Genomic DNA, 14,200 nt, shown 5'->3' on the forward strand with positions numbered 1-14,200 from the left:
ATTGAATATTGACAAAACGGTAACAAAACTAAAAAGAGACCTCGTGATTTGAGGTCTCTTGATACAAAATTAAGTAGCTGGAATACGTTTTAGGCAGTGGTTTTGATTATTATTTTATTGATGCGCATTAAAGCTAGGATTGTAATCGTTTTACGACTTGAGCTGAGACATGGCTTGAAATAAGTTTAATCACAACAAAATAGACACTACCTACAATGACTCATCCTAGTAATTACTTCAACAGAATTGCGTCCTTAGCTAGAGTTGCCATCCCATCGCAGACAGCCATTCTACTCACGTTCCTTATCCGGCTTACCGATTTAACAAACTTCCTACGTAACGCAGGAGGTCATTTGCAGAGACGGAATTATAGCCATGTTCGTCTACTAAGCGCGCAACGACTTCATTCATTTTCTTCAGTTGTGTCTCATCGGGTGTAGTAGATGTTGTAGTAATCTTCACGACGTCTTTTAGATCGGTGAATAGTTTTTTCTGGATTGCTTCACGCAAGCGGTCATGGGATCGGTAGTCGAAGCGCTGGTGTTTTCTTGCGTATGCGGAGATGCGGATTAGGATTTCTTCTCTAAATGCCTTTTTTGCATTCTCCGAAATTCCTATCTGCTCTTCAAGCGAACGCATCAACTTTTCATCGGGATTAATTTCTTCTCCCGTCAGCGCGTCGCGTAGTTTATTTTTATTGCAGTACGCTTCGACGTTATCCAAGTAATTATCCATTAAGGTTTTTGCTGATTCTTCATAGGAATAGACAAAAGCTTTCTGAACTTCTTTTTTCGCGATTTCATCATACTCTTTACGTGCCATCGAAATATAATTCATATACGTGTCGCGGTCCTCACTCGAAATGGAGGCATGTTGATCGAAGCCGTCTTTTAACGCACGCAATACGTCTAGTGCATTGATGCTTGGAACTTCTTTTCGGATAATTGCAGAAGAAATACGATTGATGACGTAGCGTGGATCGATTCCGTCCATTCCTTCATCGATAAATTCGTTTTTCAGTTCTACCGCATCTGCATCGTTAAACCCTTCAACATTCTGTCCATCATACAGGCGCAATTTCTTCAAACGATCGATGCCTTGTTTTTTCGATGCTTTCAAACGTGTCAGAACAGAAAAAATAGCAGCCACTCGCAATGCATGTGGCGCAATGTGGACATGAGCCATATCACTGTCACGAATCATTTTTTCATAGATTTTTTCTTCCGCACTCACTTTCAGATTGTACGGAACGGGAATGACAATCAATCTTGAGTGAAGTGCTTCGTTCTTTTTATTACTAATGAATGAACGGTATTCCGTTTCATTAGTATGGGCAACGATCAATTCATCTGCACTAATCAGCGCAAATCTTCCTGCTTTAAAATTCCCTTCCTGCGTCAAAGACAATAAATGCCAAAGAAACTTTTCATCAAGCTTCAGCATTTCTTGGAATTCCATCATGCCACGATTCGCTTTATTTAATTCCCCATCAAATCGATATGCACGTGGATCTGACTCCGAACCATATTCAGCAATCGTGGAGAAGTCTATACTCCCAGTTAAATCAGCAATGTCCTGTGACTTCGGATCGGATGGTGTGAACGTTCCAATCCCAACGCGGCGATCTTCTGAAAACAGAATACGTTCTACTACCACATTTTCAATCTTACCTTCGAATTCTTCTTCGAGACGCAATTGATTTAAAGGAGATAGACTTCCTTCGATACGTATACCGTATTCTTCAAAGAATGACTTCCTTAAAGATTCCGGAATCAAGTGTAAGGGATCTTCATGCATCGGACATCCCTTGATAGCATACACCGCTCCTTCATCCGTTCGAGAATAGGCTTCCAGCCCACGTTTTAACATCGTAACAATAGTAGATTTACCACCACTAACAGGTCCCATCAATAACAATACGCGCTTCTTTACATCCAAACGCTTTGCTGCCGGATGAAAATATTCTTCTACTAAACGTTCAATAGATTCTTCTAGACCATATAACTCTTCATCAAAGAAATTATAGATTTTCTTGCCGTCTTTTTTTTCAATTCCTGCACTTTTTATCATTTCATAAATACGTGAATGCGCAGTCTGTGCAATTTCCTTACGTTCTTTTATTAATTCTAGATACTCCAAAAATGTACCTTCCCACTTCAACTGATTTTCTTCTTTGCGATAATTATGCAACTGACGAATGATATCCAACATATCTCCTCCAATTAGGCTATGATGTATCATCTTATGTTCATGAAGTGTAAAAGATTCATCACGTACTCTGGAAGAAAAATTGAAAAGCTACTATTACTACTACTTTCTTTATTAAAATTCCGTTAAGATAGAATGAACACGTTTGAAAAAGGAGATTTTTATGAGCAAACAACATAAAAAGGAAACAGTAGGGCATTTACTTAGACGTTATTTATTTATTTCAATTGGTGTAGTAATTACAGCAGTTGCGTTAGATTTATTTTTAATCCCTAACTCCGTAATTGACGGGGGCATTATCGGGATCGCACTCATATTGAATTTCATTTCAGGAGTACCTTTTGGTATTTTGATTTTACTCTTAAACTTACCTTTCCTGTTTTTCGGGTATAAACATATTGGCAAGAACTTTTTCTTCTCCTCTTCCTATGCGATTGCTTTGCTTGCCATTGTAGAATTCCCACTTAAAACCCTCGGTCCATTCGTAACAGACTCACTGCTAGCTACAGTCTTTGGTGGATTATTGCTAGGGGCCGGTGTCGGAACCATCATACGTAATGGCGGAGCGCTGGACGGGACGGAGATTCTTGGCATTTTACTTACAAAAAAAATCCCCTACAGTGTTGGAGAATTCGTTATGTTCTTCAACCTCTTCATTTTCGGATGGGCAGGTTTTGTACTCGGACCTGAAAAAGCAATGTACTCGATCATTACCTACTATATCGCCTCAAAAGCAATTGACATTGTGATTCAAGGCCTAGATGAGACCAAGGCCGTCTTTATTATCTCCGATGAATACGAGGAGCTTGGTGAAGCGATTCGTCTTCGACTTGGACGTAGCATCACCATGTTGCACGGTCGCGGTGGCTATTCGGATAATGAAAAAGACGTCATCTATGTTGTCGTGACAAGGCTAGAAATTTCAAAGCTAAAGCAAATCACCACCGACATAGATCCTTCTGCGTTTTTGACCATCATGAATACACAAGAAACACATGGAGCGACTTTCAAGTCACCTATACATTAAAAAAGCCGCCACTCATTCGAGTGGCGGTTTCGTGTCCCGTTTCGTGTCCCTTAATGGAAGACAATGGTTTTATTGTTTTCTACAATCACTCGATCTTCAAGATGCCATTTCACTGCACGTGCAAGAACACGTCGCTCGATGGTACGGCCAATTTTCTTCAATTGAACAATATCATCTCGGTGATCCACACGCTCGATGTCCTGTTCAATGATCGGCCCTTCATCCAAATCATTTGTTACATAATGTGACGTTGCACCAATCAGTTTTACACCGCGTCCAAATGCTCTTTCGTAAGGACGTGCGCCGATGAAGGCCGGTAAAAATGAATGATGGATATTGATGATTTGATTCGGGAAGTGACTGACGAATTCAGGTGTCAGTATTTGCATGTAACGTGCCAACACTAGTACGTCCACTTCGTATTCTTCCATTAACTTCACTTGCTGCTTCTCCACATCTTGGCGGATATCTTTGTTGGCTGGAATGTAATGGAAAGGAATACCGAGTGCTTCGACCATTCCGCGCGCATCTTCATGGTTACTGATGACCACAACGATATCAGTATTCAAATCGCCATTCTGCCATTCCCATAGCAATTCCATCAAACAATACGGTTCTTTGGACACAAATATAGCTGTTCGTTTTAGTTCTACTGCGTATGAAAAACGATAGTCCATCTCATGTTGTTTCGCAATGTCCCTAAAACTTTCTTCCATTTCTTCTTTTTTATCCAATAGATTGTCTAAATGGAATGCGATACGTAGATAGAACATGCCACCTTCTGGATCCGTTGAGTATTGGCTAGATTCTACGATATTTGCTTCGTAACGTAGCAAAAATGTTGAGACCGCGGATACGATTCCCGGTTTATCCGAGCATTTCACTAGCAGTCTTCCGATGTTTTTCTGTGCTGTAGATTGTTCTTCTAAATGTGTAGCAATTTTACTTTGGGCTGACATGTTTTCATCTCCTACAAATAATGTTACTGAATGAATAAGTTCCCCAGCCAGATAGGCTAGGGAACGGGTGAACTCATCTAATACAGTATGAAGCAAAGTAACGTTTTTCGCAAAAATGTTATTCCGCTGGTTTTTCTAAACCCTTACCCATCCCTTTTAGGAAGTTCATACCGAATGTTAACGCACGATTGATATCAGGATCATTGATAGCTTTCATCAGTTGCAAAACGCCTGTTTTCTGACCTTCTTCATTCGCTTGCTCAGCTTCAGATAACCCTTTTTGGACACTTTTTGAAAGTTGCTGAATGGTAGCTGGGTCTAGTGCGGTTAGAATTCCGGCTCCTGCCATCAAATTATTGAGCAAGTTTGTCACAGGTTCCCTCGATACTTGACCTAACGCTATGCCCGTAATCTTTTCTTTTGAATGAAGCATTGCTTGTAATGCGTCTAACGCACCAATCTTATGCAATTCACCCGTGATTTCCATGATTTTCTGCAGAGACTCTTCTTGTTCAGCAATCTTTTTCTGTAGTTCAGCCAACTTGTCTTGCTGTATTTCCAGTTCGGAACGTTCTGTTCTTTTAATAGAAGTTATGGGTGCCGCCATTGATATTCACCTCACTAATTATTGATCTGTTAATTGGACATATCCTGGTCGATTCCACTTACGTTCTACTTCTACACCATTTTGCGGGTGACGTTTTTTATCACGGTGGTTACTCTTAGGTAATGGATTATCCCCCTGCTTCTCGAGCACTTCCATGCGGACCTTTGTCTGCTTATAAGCGGGTGTATTTGTGCGTTCATCTGTGGCAGGCCCAGTTAGGAAGTTGATTGCAGATTGCTTATCTACTGAGTTCATTGGTAAGAATAATTCATTTTTTCTTACTCTATCTGTGACAAGTGCAGGAAGCTTCAACGCTCCATATGGAGAAATGAGTCTTACATAGGTACCTGTGACTACACCACGTTCTTTTGCTAATTCGGGAGAAATCTCTACAAATATATTGGGAACTTTTTCTTGGATCCCCTCTGATTTATTCGTCATATTTCCTTCATGGAAATGTTCAAGCATACGGCCATTGTTGATGTGAAGATCAAATTCATCAGGGAATTTTACTGGTTCAATCCAATCCGATAAAGCAAAGCGCGCTTTCTTATCAGGGAAATTAAAGCCATCGGTATAAAGAAGTGGTGTATTCTTTCCTTCTAGACTTCCCCAAAGGAAACTACCCCAACCTTCCAACATCTCGTAAGAAGCTTCTCCGAAAATAGGACTCAAACTTGTCATTTCAGCGAAGATATCACCTGGATGCGTGTAATTCCAGTTAGCGCCTAAGCGGTTTGCAACTTCTTGGATGATCCACCAGTCTTGGCGGGAGTTACCTTTGTTCGGCAATGCTTTATAAAGTCGTTGTACTCGGCGTTCCGTATTTGTAAATGTGCCATCTTTTTCAAGTGATGGTACTGCCGGTAAAATGACGTCTGCGTATTGCGCTGTACGCGAGAAGAAGATATCTTGTACAACGAGGAAATCGAGCTTCGACAGTACATCGTGTACATAATTCGCATTGGAATCCACTAGTGCCATATCTTCCCCTACAATATACATACCCTTCATAACTCCGGCATCAATCGAGTGAAGCATTTGAATATTATCAAGTCCTGGCTTACCCTCTATCTCTACACCATAAGCACGTTCAAATTTTTCTCGTGCTGCATCGTCTGTAATATGCTGATAGCCAGGTAACCAACCAGGCAAGCTTCCCATATCACATGCACCTTGTACGTTGTTGTGTCCGCGTAAAGGATAAGCACCTGCGCCTGGACGACGGTAATTTCCTGATGCTAGCAATAAATTGGAGATGGCTGCTGAAGTATCGGAACCACCTGTATTTTGCGTAACACCCATTCCCCATAAGATACATGTACCATCCGCATCACGGATCATTTCAGCTGTTTGAATCAATACTTTTTTTGAAACACCTGTTACCTCTTCTGCATATTCGAGTGTATAGCGATCTAATACTTCAGTAAAGTCATTAAAATGCAGAACATTCTCCTCAATGAATTGCTGATCATGCCAGCCTTGATCGATTAAGTATTTTGTCACTGCCATTAGCCAGACCTGATCCGTTCCTTGTTGCGGTGTCATAAAGATATCTGCGCGTTCAGCCATTTCATGCTTTCTGAGATCGGCTACGATTAACTTTTGACCGTGTAGCTTATGTGCGCGCTTTACACGTGTCGCAAGAACAGGATGACCTTCTGCAGGATTGGCACCTACAATGATGACCAAGCCCGCTTTAGCAATATCTTTAATAGTTCCAGCATCGCCACCCATTCCAACAGTACGGAATAACCCGTCTGTCGCGGGGGACTGGCAGTAACGGGAACAATTGTCTACGTTATTTGTACCAAACACTTGCCGAGCAAATTTTTGAATGACGTAGTTCTCTTCATTCGTAATTTTAGATGAGGAGATGACACCGATTCCGTCTTTACCATGTTCGTCACGGATTTGACCTAGATTTTTCGCGACTAGATCCAACGCTTCATCCCATGATGCTTCAACAAATTCGTCACCTTTACGAATAAGAGGCGTTGTAATGCGTTCTTCACTATTCACGAAATCCCAACCGAACTTCCCTTTGACACAAGTCGAAATCTGGTTGACAGGCGCTTCGGAAACCGGTTGAATTTTTAATATTGTACGATCTTTCGTCCAGACTTCGAACGAACAACCTACTCCACAAAATGTGCAGACGGTTTTTGTTTTATTGATTGTGGATTCTCTCATCGCGGATTCAACATCGGAAATCGCCATGATACTGCTGTAACCTGGTTCTACATCCTTAATCAAATCAACCATAGGCTCCATCAACTCGTCACTCATGTTCGTCATAAATCCAGCTTCACCAAGCATCGTTTTTTCCATCAGAGCGTTGCATGGACAAACGGTAATACAATGACCACAGCCTACACAAGAAGAATCATTAATCTTCGCTCCGCCATCCCATAAAACAATGGGACGATCGCGTTCCCAGTCAATTGAAAGCGTCTCATTTACTTGTAAGTTTTGACACACTTCCACACACTGACCGCATGCGATGCATTGATTAGGATCATAACGATAGAACGGATGAGTGAAATCCACCGCATCTTTTGAACATTTCGGTTCGTATGGATATTTTTGTTCTTCCACTTCCAAAAGTGCCACGGTATTATGTACTTTACAGTTTCCATTATTGTTATCACACACGGTACAATATAGTAAATGATTTTCTAAAATTCGATCCATTGCTTCCGTTTGTGCTTCCTTAGCACGCGGGGACGCTAATTTGACATCCATGCCGTCGACTGCTTGTGTTGAACAAGCACGTGTTAACTGGCCGTTTACTTCCACGATGCACGTATCACATGTTTGTATCGGGTCGACTTCTGGCAAATAACATATTTGAGGGTGCTCTATCTTATTTGCATTGATGATTTGAATGAGCGTCGACCCTGGTTCGAAGTTTAAAATCTTATCATTGATTGAAATTGACATACAGGCGTCCTCCTTCTCAAATAAAAAATCCACCATAAAAAAACCGTCATGACGGTATTTTTTATAGTGGAATAGTTTCTTAACAGGACTTGCTAAAGAACCGATCCATACTTACTATTACATGTAGGTTGATGAACTTCTAGCAATCGCATACTAGATTTCCATCTTATATATATTTAGTATAAAGTAATAAAACGTATAATACAATGGCTATCTTTAAATAATTAGACTATTCTGCATATAAGTAAAGGAAGTGTCCAATGAAAAAAATTCATGAGTTTAATGATATCATCCGTAAATTACGAAAAGACTTATTTGGCAAGGGTCCTGAACGAATTCATACCATATTTATAGATAATATGGTGGTCTCTACTCTCTATGGTAATTTGACTCCGACTGAAAAGTTCATAGCCGGAACGCCAGAAGGAAAAGAGATGGTGCACCGCGCACGAACTAGTATGATTCAGGCTGTTTATGCAAAAGAACCACCTGTAGGCTTGGAAGAATTAGTCGAGGCGAAGTTTTTGCACTTATTCAGCGATTTTAAAATTGATGATGATATTGCGGTTTCGGTATTTTTATTCGATCGTTCGATTGACTGAAAGGAGGAAGGTTTATGGAACAGCAACAACAACGATCCATTATTCGATTTCAGGATGGGAAAGTCTTTGAAAAAGCAGATCAAGTCGCCGTTGAATATGCAATCACAATTAAACTGAACAATAAAGAATTTGCGACGATTGTATGTACTCCGGATTATATCGAGGATATGACTGTGGGCTTTCTAGCTTCAGAAGGAATAGTACCGAAATGGGAACAAATCAAAGACATTCGACTTGATCTCGAAAATGGCTTTATTTACGTCAATACAGACAAAGTCTATCCTTTCTTTGAACAATTACAGAATAAACGCTATATCACATCTTGTTGCGGCATGAGCAGACAAGGATATATCTTTGCAAATGATGCACTGACAGCGAAAAAGATGGATAGTATCTCTGTTCAACTGATACCCACACAAATATTTTCTTTGATGAATCAAATGGAAGAACAGGCAGAAATGTTCCGACATACTGGTGGCGTTCACAATGCTGCTTTATGCGCACCAGACCAATTATTATTATCACGTATGGATATCGGCCGCCATAATGCGTTAGATAAAATTTATGGTCACTGTCTGAAAAATAATATTTCGGTTAGAGATAAGATCATTGTATTCAGTGGGCGTATTTCATCCGAAATTTTACTAAAAGTCGCCAAGATCGGTTGTGAAATCGTATTATCAAAATCTGCACCTACTGAATTAGCTTTGAATTTAGCAGATGATTTAGGAATCACGACGGTCGGATTCATCCGTGGAGAATCTTTTAACGTGTACACTCATCCCGAAAGAATCGTCATGGATGCCACCAATCTTTTTCCAACTATATGAAAAAATAATATTGACAACTTTGTGAATTGCTAATAATATACTCCTTAATCCTATCCTACATTCCAGTAATCGTTTAACTATTGTCATTTTGTAACCGAAGATCTTATCAATATTTCTTATCCACTACCGATTAGTCAAATTGTTTGGGTACTGGAATTAAAGCTATAGGAGAGTTTTGTTAAAAGGAGGACTACGAATGAAAAAAACGAAGAACCGATGGCTGATTGCGTTATCTGCAGTAGGTATTCACATTTCTATAGGATCTGTTTATGCCTGGAGTAACTTCACTAATCCACTCATTGACGAATTTGGATGGACCACAAGCCAAGTACAGCTGACGTTTAGTATAGCCATTTTATTTCTCGGTTTATCAGCTGCTTTTTTAGGTCACTTTGTAGAGAAATATGGTCCAAGAAAAGCAGGTTTACTTGCAGCTGTGTTCTTCGGAGTGGGAGTGACAGGTTCCGGACTCGCAGTAGGTATGTCTTCATTGCCTATGCTGTATGTCTTTTACGGTATGCTCGGCGGAATCGGCTTAGGAGTAGGATATATTGCACCTGTTTCTACACTCGTCAAATGGTTCCCGGACCGCAGGGGGCTTGCTACAGGACTGGCCATCATGGGCTTTGGGTTCGCTGCAGCCATCAGTAGTCCAATCATGGAATACTTGATCAGCAACGTGGGATTACAAAACACTTTTTATATTCTCGGTGTATCGTATTTCCTGATAATGTTATTTTCTTCTTTGTATCTAGAAAAGCCAGAGGAAGGTTGGGCACCGCCTGGGTTTATTGAAAAAATTCGTTCAGGTAAAACGGAAGTTAAAGAAGATCTTGCTCAATTGACAGCCAATCAAGCAGTCAAAACGAAACGCTTTTATTATTTATGGCTTATGTTGTTCATTAATGTCACATGCGGTATCGCCATTCTCTCCGCTGCCAAACCAATGGCGATTGATAGTATTGGCATGACGACTATTCAGGCAGCCGCATTAGTTGGTGTGCTAGGCATCTTTAACGGAGCCGGAAGACTTGGCTGGGCTGCAATTTCGGATTATATCGGCCGTCCCAATACGTATACCACGTTCTTTGTCATTCAACTTGTTTTATTTTCTATTTTACCATTCACTACAAACGCAATTATTTTCCAAGTCATTCTAGCCGTGATCTATACATGCTACGGAGGAGGCTTCGCTTCTATCCCGGCTTATATTGGCGATATTTTTGGAACGAGACAACTTGGGGCCATCCATGGCTATATTTTGACAGCATGGTCTGCAGCGGGAGTAGCTGGACCGATGTTTGCTGCATGGATGAAAGACACCACAGGTAGTTATGAAAGTAGCTTATTATTCTTCGCTGGTTTATTCGCGGTGGCTCTAATAATTTCGTTACTCATTCGGGTAGATATTAAAAGACTTCGCAATGAAAAAGAAGGAAGTATTCCAGTTGATCCTGCTATAGCCGCAACAAAATAAAAAATCGCGAACGTCACTTAAAAGTGACGTTCGCGATTTTTTATTTTTCTGTTTGATTAAATGTATCTCCACCATCAATAGTTCCTAATTCAAAGCCATGTTCGAACCAATAAATTCGTTGTTTTGCTGTTCCGTGGGTGAAACTCTCTGGAACAACATAGCCTCTCGCACGCTTTTGAATCGTATCGTCACCAACCGCACCGGCGGCAGTAATTGCTTCTTGTAAATCTCCTTGCTCCAAGTATCCGCGTCCCTTCGCATGATGTGCCCAGACACCCGCAAAATAATCTGCTTGCAATTCAAATCTCACTAAATACTTATTAAATTCTTCTTCGCTCATTTTTTGACGGAGCGGCATAACTTGATCTGAAATTCCAAGGAGCGTTTGCACATGGTGTCCTACCTCATGGGCTACAACATAGGCCATAGCAAAATCACCGGGCGCTCTAAATGAATTCTGTAATTCATTATAAAATGCTAAGTCAATATACAGTTTTTGATCACCCGGGCAATAAAATGGTCCTGCAGCTGCACTTCCATATCCACAAGCTGTATCCACTTGTCCTGAATAAAGTACCAGCGTGGGGTTCTCATATCGAATTCCTTGTTGAGCAAATAACTCCGACCAAATGTCTTCAGTATCCGCAAGCACAACTGAAACAAAATCTGCCAATTCTTTATCTTGTTCGGTTTCCACGTATGGTTGATCAGGTACTGCTGAGCTATTATCTAATAAATCAGTCGGATTTCCGCCTAAAATGAGAAATAATATAATACCGACAATTCCAAGACCACCACCGCCTAATGCAATCGCACCGCCTCCGCCACTCTTCCCTCTTCGATCCTCTACATTTGAACTTTTTCTGCGTCCACCTGTTTTCATACTATGTCCCTCATTTCGGCTTTATGTGATCTAAACTTTACATGCTTATGTAGATGCTGCTGGATTATAATTTACCCATTTTCGCAATGAAACAAACAAGACAATCCTCTTGTTAATTGAGCAATTTATTGCGAATTGGCAGATAGCTATTCCCCATGTATGATTTTTCATATATACTTTGTTTTAGAGTTGTAAATTAATGAAGGAGTGATTTTGTTGAGTAACCGAAAGTCTGTCTATAATTTTAATGCGGGTCCATCCGCTCTTCCACGCGAAGTTCTTGAAAAAGCACAAGCTGAACTAGTGGATTTCAAAGAATCAGGGATGTCTATTATGGAAATGAGTCACCGCAGTGCTACTTATGAACAAGTACATAATCAAGCAATTGAACGTTTGCGTTCTTTATTCACAATTCCCGAAAACTATGATGTGCTATTCTTGCAAGGGGGAGCTAGTCTACAATTTGCAATGGTGCCCATGAATTTTTTAGCAGAAGGAAAAAAAGCCGGATATATTATGTCGGGTGCATGGTCAGATAAAGCTCTTAAAGAAGCAAAGACAATCGGTGAAGTATACGAAGTAGCTTCTACAAAAAACACAAATTATAATCGCGTCCCATCCTCTAAGGAAATTACATTTGAAGAAACAGATGCATACGTGCATATTACCTCGAATAACACGATTTTCGGTACACAATTCCACGAGTTCCCTTCCACTGGAAATGTTCCGTTAATAGCGGATATGTCTAGTGACATTCTGTCAAGACCACTTGACATCAGTAAATTCGGAATGATTTATGCAGGTGCACAAAAAAACCTTGGACCTTCAGGTGTTACAGTTGCGATTATCCGCAAAGACTTGTTGGACAATGCGAATAGTGGCATTCCAGCTATTTTGAAATACCAAACGCATTCATCAAGCAACTCTTTATATAATACTCCTCCATCTTTCGGTATTTACATGTTGGGTGAAGTTCTTGGTTGGATGCAACAACAAGGCGGCATAGAAAAGATTGCGAAGCGCAATGAAGAAAAAGCGAATCTAATCTATGATGCGATCGATAACAGCAACGGTTTCTATAAAGGACATGCTGAAAAAGATAGTCGTTCATTGATGAACATCACGTTCCGTGTAGCGGATGAAGAGCTGGAAAAACAGTTCTTAGAAGAAGCTAAAGAGGCGGGATTTGTCGGGTTGAATGGTCACCGTTCCGTAGGCGGATGTCGTGCTTCCACTTACAACGCAGTGCCATTTGAAGCTTGTCAGGCTTTACAGAAATTCATGCTTGATTTCCAAGAAAAACATAAATAAAAACTAAAAACCAAGCCACTTTATGAGTGACTTGGTTTTTTACTGTTCTACAATTAAAAATTCTTTTGAAAATGCTAATTGTAAAGAACTAAACGTTTGGATATTCTTAAAATCTAAACCAAGCTCTGTTGACGCTTGAGCAATTGCTGGTAAGATGCCTGTAATTGTGCATCTTGTTCCTAATAGGGATAACACTTTTGTCACTTGAAAAATCTGCTGTGCTACCAGTGTATCAATCACGTTCACTCCAGATAAATCAATGAATAAATGTTCAATATCAGACTCTAAACTTTTATCAGGAATGCTTTCTAACATACTGCGTGCACGCAGTTCATCCATATCTCCAATTAGCGGTACTACGCCAATTTTTTCGGTAATTTTTATGACGGGTGAGCTTAATTCATTAATTAAGCTTTGTTGGATATCGAACTTGCTGTTGATGTATTCATTATAAGTTTGTGCGAAATTAATATAAATCTGATCAAATGCATTATTAATTGTGTCACTCCACCGCATATAATCTTCAATTGTAATTTCCTCTTTATGGACCAAATAAAATTCTTTTACGAAGCGCCAATAGGTTAAACGCACATTACTCAATGCATCAATTACATCTTCTATAGGTGTATTGCTGTTCACTCTACTTAGAGCGACAACCGCTGCCCATTTACTTTTGTTCTTCTCAAAGATTTCAGGATCATCAAGTAAACTGCTGATGACTGTTAAATTTGTAAGTTTATTTTGTTCACGAAGTGTTTCTTCCATTTCCGGTTGTGCATTAAGCGAGTAAATAGAATCCTTTTCCACTTTTCTCATTGCCAGCCAAGAAGTTGTAATTTCAGGAAGTTTTGCTAGTAAATATTCATAAAGCCTAACATCGATCTGTTTCATCTTACATCCTCCTGGATATATTCTTCCATCTTATTGAATGAATATAATTAATTGATTAGCATCAAAGTCAAAGATATTTAATATGACTCCAAGAACCGTTATGTATTTGTATATAGATTCATAATACGTGACTCCGTATTCTTTTTCATATTGTGCAATCGGATATATATACTGTTCGTCAGCAGGGATGGGCAAGAATTTCCAAGGTCTTGGAGACGCCTTAGTTTTTTCCGCATGCGCATCCCATAATGTATTATAAAAACTTTCTACCATTTCTTTAGTTAAATCATAATATATAACAGAATCTAGTATTTCAATAGTTTCTACATTCTTTTGCAACCAATAAACAATCGGATGCTCAATAGGTGCTGCATGAACACGTTTCAAAAGGTTTTCGGATATAGGTACTTTTTGAATATCTTGTTTCTTACGATACGTAATATACAAGAACCGCATTTATCC

Annotated in this window: 12 protein-coding genes; 5 read left to right on the plus strand and 7 right to left on the minus strand. The window is 39.9% G+C overall.

Features of this window, described 5'->3' with window-relative positions; all coding sequences use genetic code 11:
• Positions 1-312 precede the first annotated feature (312 nt).
• On the minus strand, positions 313-2,208 hold the full coding sequence (locus CSV70_RS04345; RefSeq protein WP_085133326.1) for a PrkA family serine protein kinase: 1,896 nt from the start codon (positions 2,206-2,208) through the stop codon (positions 313-315).
• Positions 2,209-2,371: 163 nt separating this feature from the next.
• Here CSV70_RS04345 and CSV70_RS04350 point away from each other — a divergent pair, with 163 nt between their 5' ends.
• Positions 2,372-3,235: a YitT family protein gene (locus CSV70_RS04350; RefSeq protein WP_085133325.1), complete on the plus strand. Its 864-nt coding sequence runs from the start codon at positions 2,372-2,374 to the stop codon at positions 3,233-3,235.
• A 50-nt stretch (positions 3,236-3,285) separates the two neighbouring features.
• On the opposite strand, the gene purU is transcribed toward CSV70_RS04350, so the two are convergent.
• The 3 genes from purU to fdhF all read right to left on the minus strand — a co-directional run bounded on the left by purU (position 3,286) and on the right by fdhF (position 7,744).
• Positions 3,286-4,194 (minus strand): formyltetrahydrofolate deformylase, encoded by a 909-nt coding sequence (gene purU / locus CSV70_RS04355; RefSeq protein ID WP_099626405.1) that lies wholly within the window; start codon positions 4,192-4,194, stop codon positions 3,286-3,288.
• A 118-nt stretch (positions 4,195-4,312) separates the two neighbouring features.
• On the minus strand, positions 4,313-4,801 hold the full coding sequence (locus CSV70_RS04360) for a helical membrane plugin domain-containing protein (protein WP_085133323.1): 489 nt from the start codon (positions 4,799-4,801) through the stop codon (positions 4,313-4,315).
• Between the two features lie 18 nt (positions 4,802-4,819).
• On the minus strand, positions 4,820-7,744 hold the full coding sequence (gene fdhF / locus CSV70_RS04365) for a formate dehydrogenase subunit alpha (RefSeq protein ID WP_099628122.1): 2,925 nt from the start codon (positions 7,742-7,744) through the stop codon (positions 4,820-4,822).
• A 260-nt stretch (positions 7,745-8,004) separates the two neighbouring features.
• Here fdhF and CSV70_RS04370 point away from each other — a divergent pair, with 260 nt between their 5' ends.
• From CSV70_RS04370 to CSV70_RS04380, 3 genes are all read left to right on the plus strand, one after another.
• Complete coding sequence (locus tag CSV70_RS04370) at positions 8,005-8,346, plus strand: Na-translocating system protein MpsC family protein (protein WP_099626403.1); 342 nt, start codon at positions 8,005-8,007, stop codon at positions 8,344-8,346.
• A gap of 14 nt (positions 8,347-8,360) precedes the next feature.
• Positions 8,361-9,176: a formate dehydrogenase accessory sulfurtransferase FdhD gene (gene fdhD, locus CSV70_RS04375; protein WP_099628121.1), complete on the plus strand. Its 816-nt coding sequence runs from the start codon at positions 8,361-8,363 to the stop codon at positions 9,174-9,176.
• Between the two features lie 196 nt (positions 9,177-9,372).
• Positions 9,373-10,653 carry an L-lactate MFS transporter gene (locus tag CSV70_RS04380; RefSeq protein WP_099628120.1) on the plus strand — a complete coding sequence of 427 codons (1,281 nt, stop codon included), beginning with the start codon at positions 9,373-9,375 and terminating at the stop codon, positions 10,651-10,653.
• A gap of 40 nt (positions 10,654-10,693) precedes the next feature.
• Here the strand turns inward: CSV70_RS04380 and ypfJ are convergent, their stop codons facing one another.
• On the minus strand, positions 10,694-11,536 hold the full coding sequence (gene ypfJ / locus CSV70_RS04385; RefSeq protein WP_099628119.1) for a KPN_02809 family neutral zinc metallopeptidase: 843 nt from the start codon (positions 11,534-11,536) through the stop codon (positions 10,694-10,696).
• Between the two features lie 213 nt (positions 11,537-11,749).
• Here ypfJ and serC point away from each other — a divergent pair, with 213 nt between their 5' ends.
• The gene (gene serC, locus CSV70_RS04390; protein WP_099628118.1) at positions 11,750-12,847 is read left to right on the plus strand and encodes a 3-phosphoserine/phosphohydroxythreonine transaminase; all 1,098 of its coding nucleotides are present in this window, start codon (positions 11,750-11,752) and stop codon (positions 12,845-12,847) included.
• A 39-nt stretch (positions 12,848-12,886) separates the two neighbouring features.
• On the opposite strand, the gene CSV70_RS04395 is transcribed toward serC, so the two are convergent.
• Both CSV70_RS04395 and CSV70_RS04400 read right to left on the minus strand, forming a co-directional pair.
• Positions 12,887-13,738: an STAS domain-containing protein gene (locus CSV70_RS04395; RefSeq protein ID WP_085133316.1), complete on the minus strand. Its 852-nt coding sequence runs from the start codon at positions 13,736-13,738 to the stop codon at positions 12,887-12,889.
• 30 nt (positions 13,739-13,768) lie between these two features.
• On the minus strand, positions 13,769-14,194 hold the full coding sequence (locus CSV70_RS04400) for a hypothetical protein (RefSeq protein WP_085133315.1): 426 nt from the start codon (positions 14,192-14,194) through the stop codon (positions 13,769-13,771).
• Between the last annotated feature and the right edge of the window lie 6 nt (positions 14,195-14,200).

Source organism: Sporosarcina sp. P25 (assembly GCF_002743235.1).
Taxonomy (GTDB): Bacteria; Bacillota; Bacilli; order Bacillales_A; family Planococcaceae; genus Sporosarcina; species Sporosarcina ureae_B.

Coding starts and splice junctions, on each gene's coding strand:
- ypfJ (WP_099628119.1), bottom strand. CDS start 11,536: ATGAAAACAGGTGGACGCAGAAAAAGTTCAAATGTAGAGGATCGAAGA.
- fdhF (WP_099628122.1), bottom strand. CDS start 7,744: ATGTCAATTTCAATCAATGATAAGATTTTAAACTTCGAACCAGGGTCG.
- CSV70_RS04395 (WP_085133316.1), bottom strand. CDS start 13,738: ATGAAACAGATCGATGTTAGGCTTTATGAATATTTACTAGCAAAACTT.
- CSV70_RS04380 (WP_099628120.1), top strand. CDS start 9,373: ATGAAAAAAACGAAGAACCGATGGCTGATTGCGTTATCTGCAGTAGGT.
- purU (WP_099626405.1), bottom strand. CDS start 4,194: ATGTCAGCCCAAAGTAAAATTGCTACACATTTAGAAGAACAATCTACA.
- CSV70_RS04360 (WP_085133323.1), bottom strand. CDS start 4,801: ATGGCGGCACCCATAACTTCTATTAAAAGAACAGAACGTTCCGAACTG.
- CSV70_RS04400 (WP_085133315.1), bottom strand. CDS start 14,194: ATGCGGTTCTTGTATATTACGTATCGTAAGAAACAAGATATTCAAAAA.
- CSV70_RS04350 (WP_085133325.1), top strand. CDS start 2,372: ATGAGCAAACAACATAAAAAGGAAACAGTAGGGCATTTACTTAGACGT.
- CSV70_RS04370 (WP_099626403.1), top strand. CDS start 8,005: ATGAAAAAAATTCATGAGTTTAATGATATCATCCGTAAATTACGAAAA.
- fdhD (WP_099628121.1), top strand. CDS start 8,361: ATGGAACAGCAACAACAACGATCCATTATTCGATTTCAGGATGGGAAA.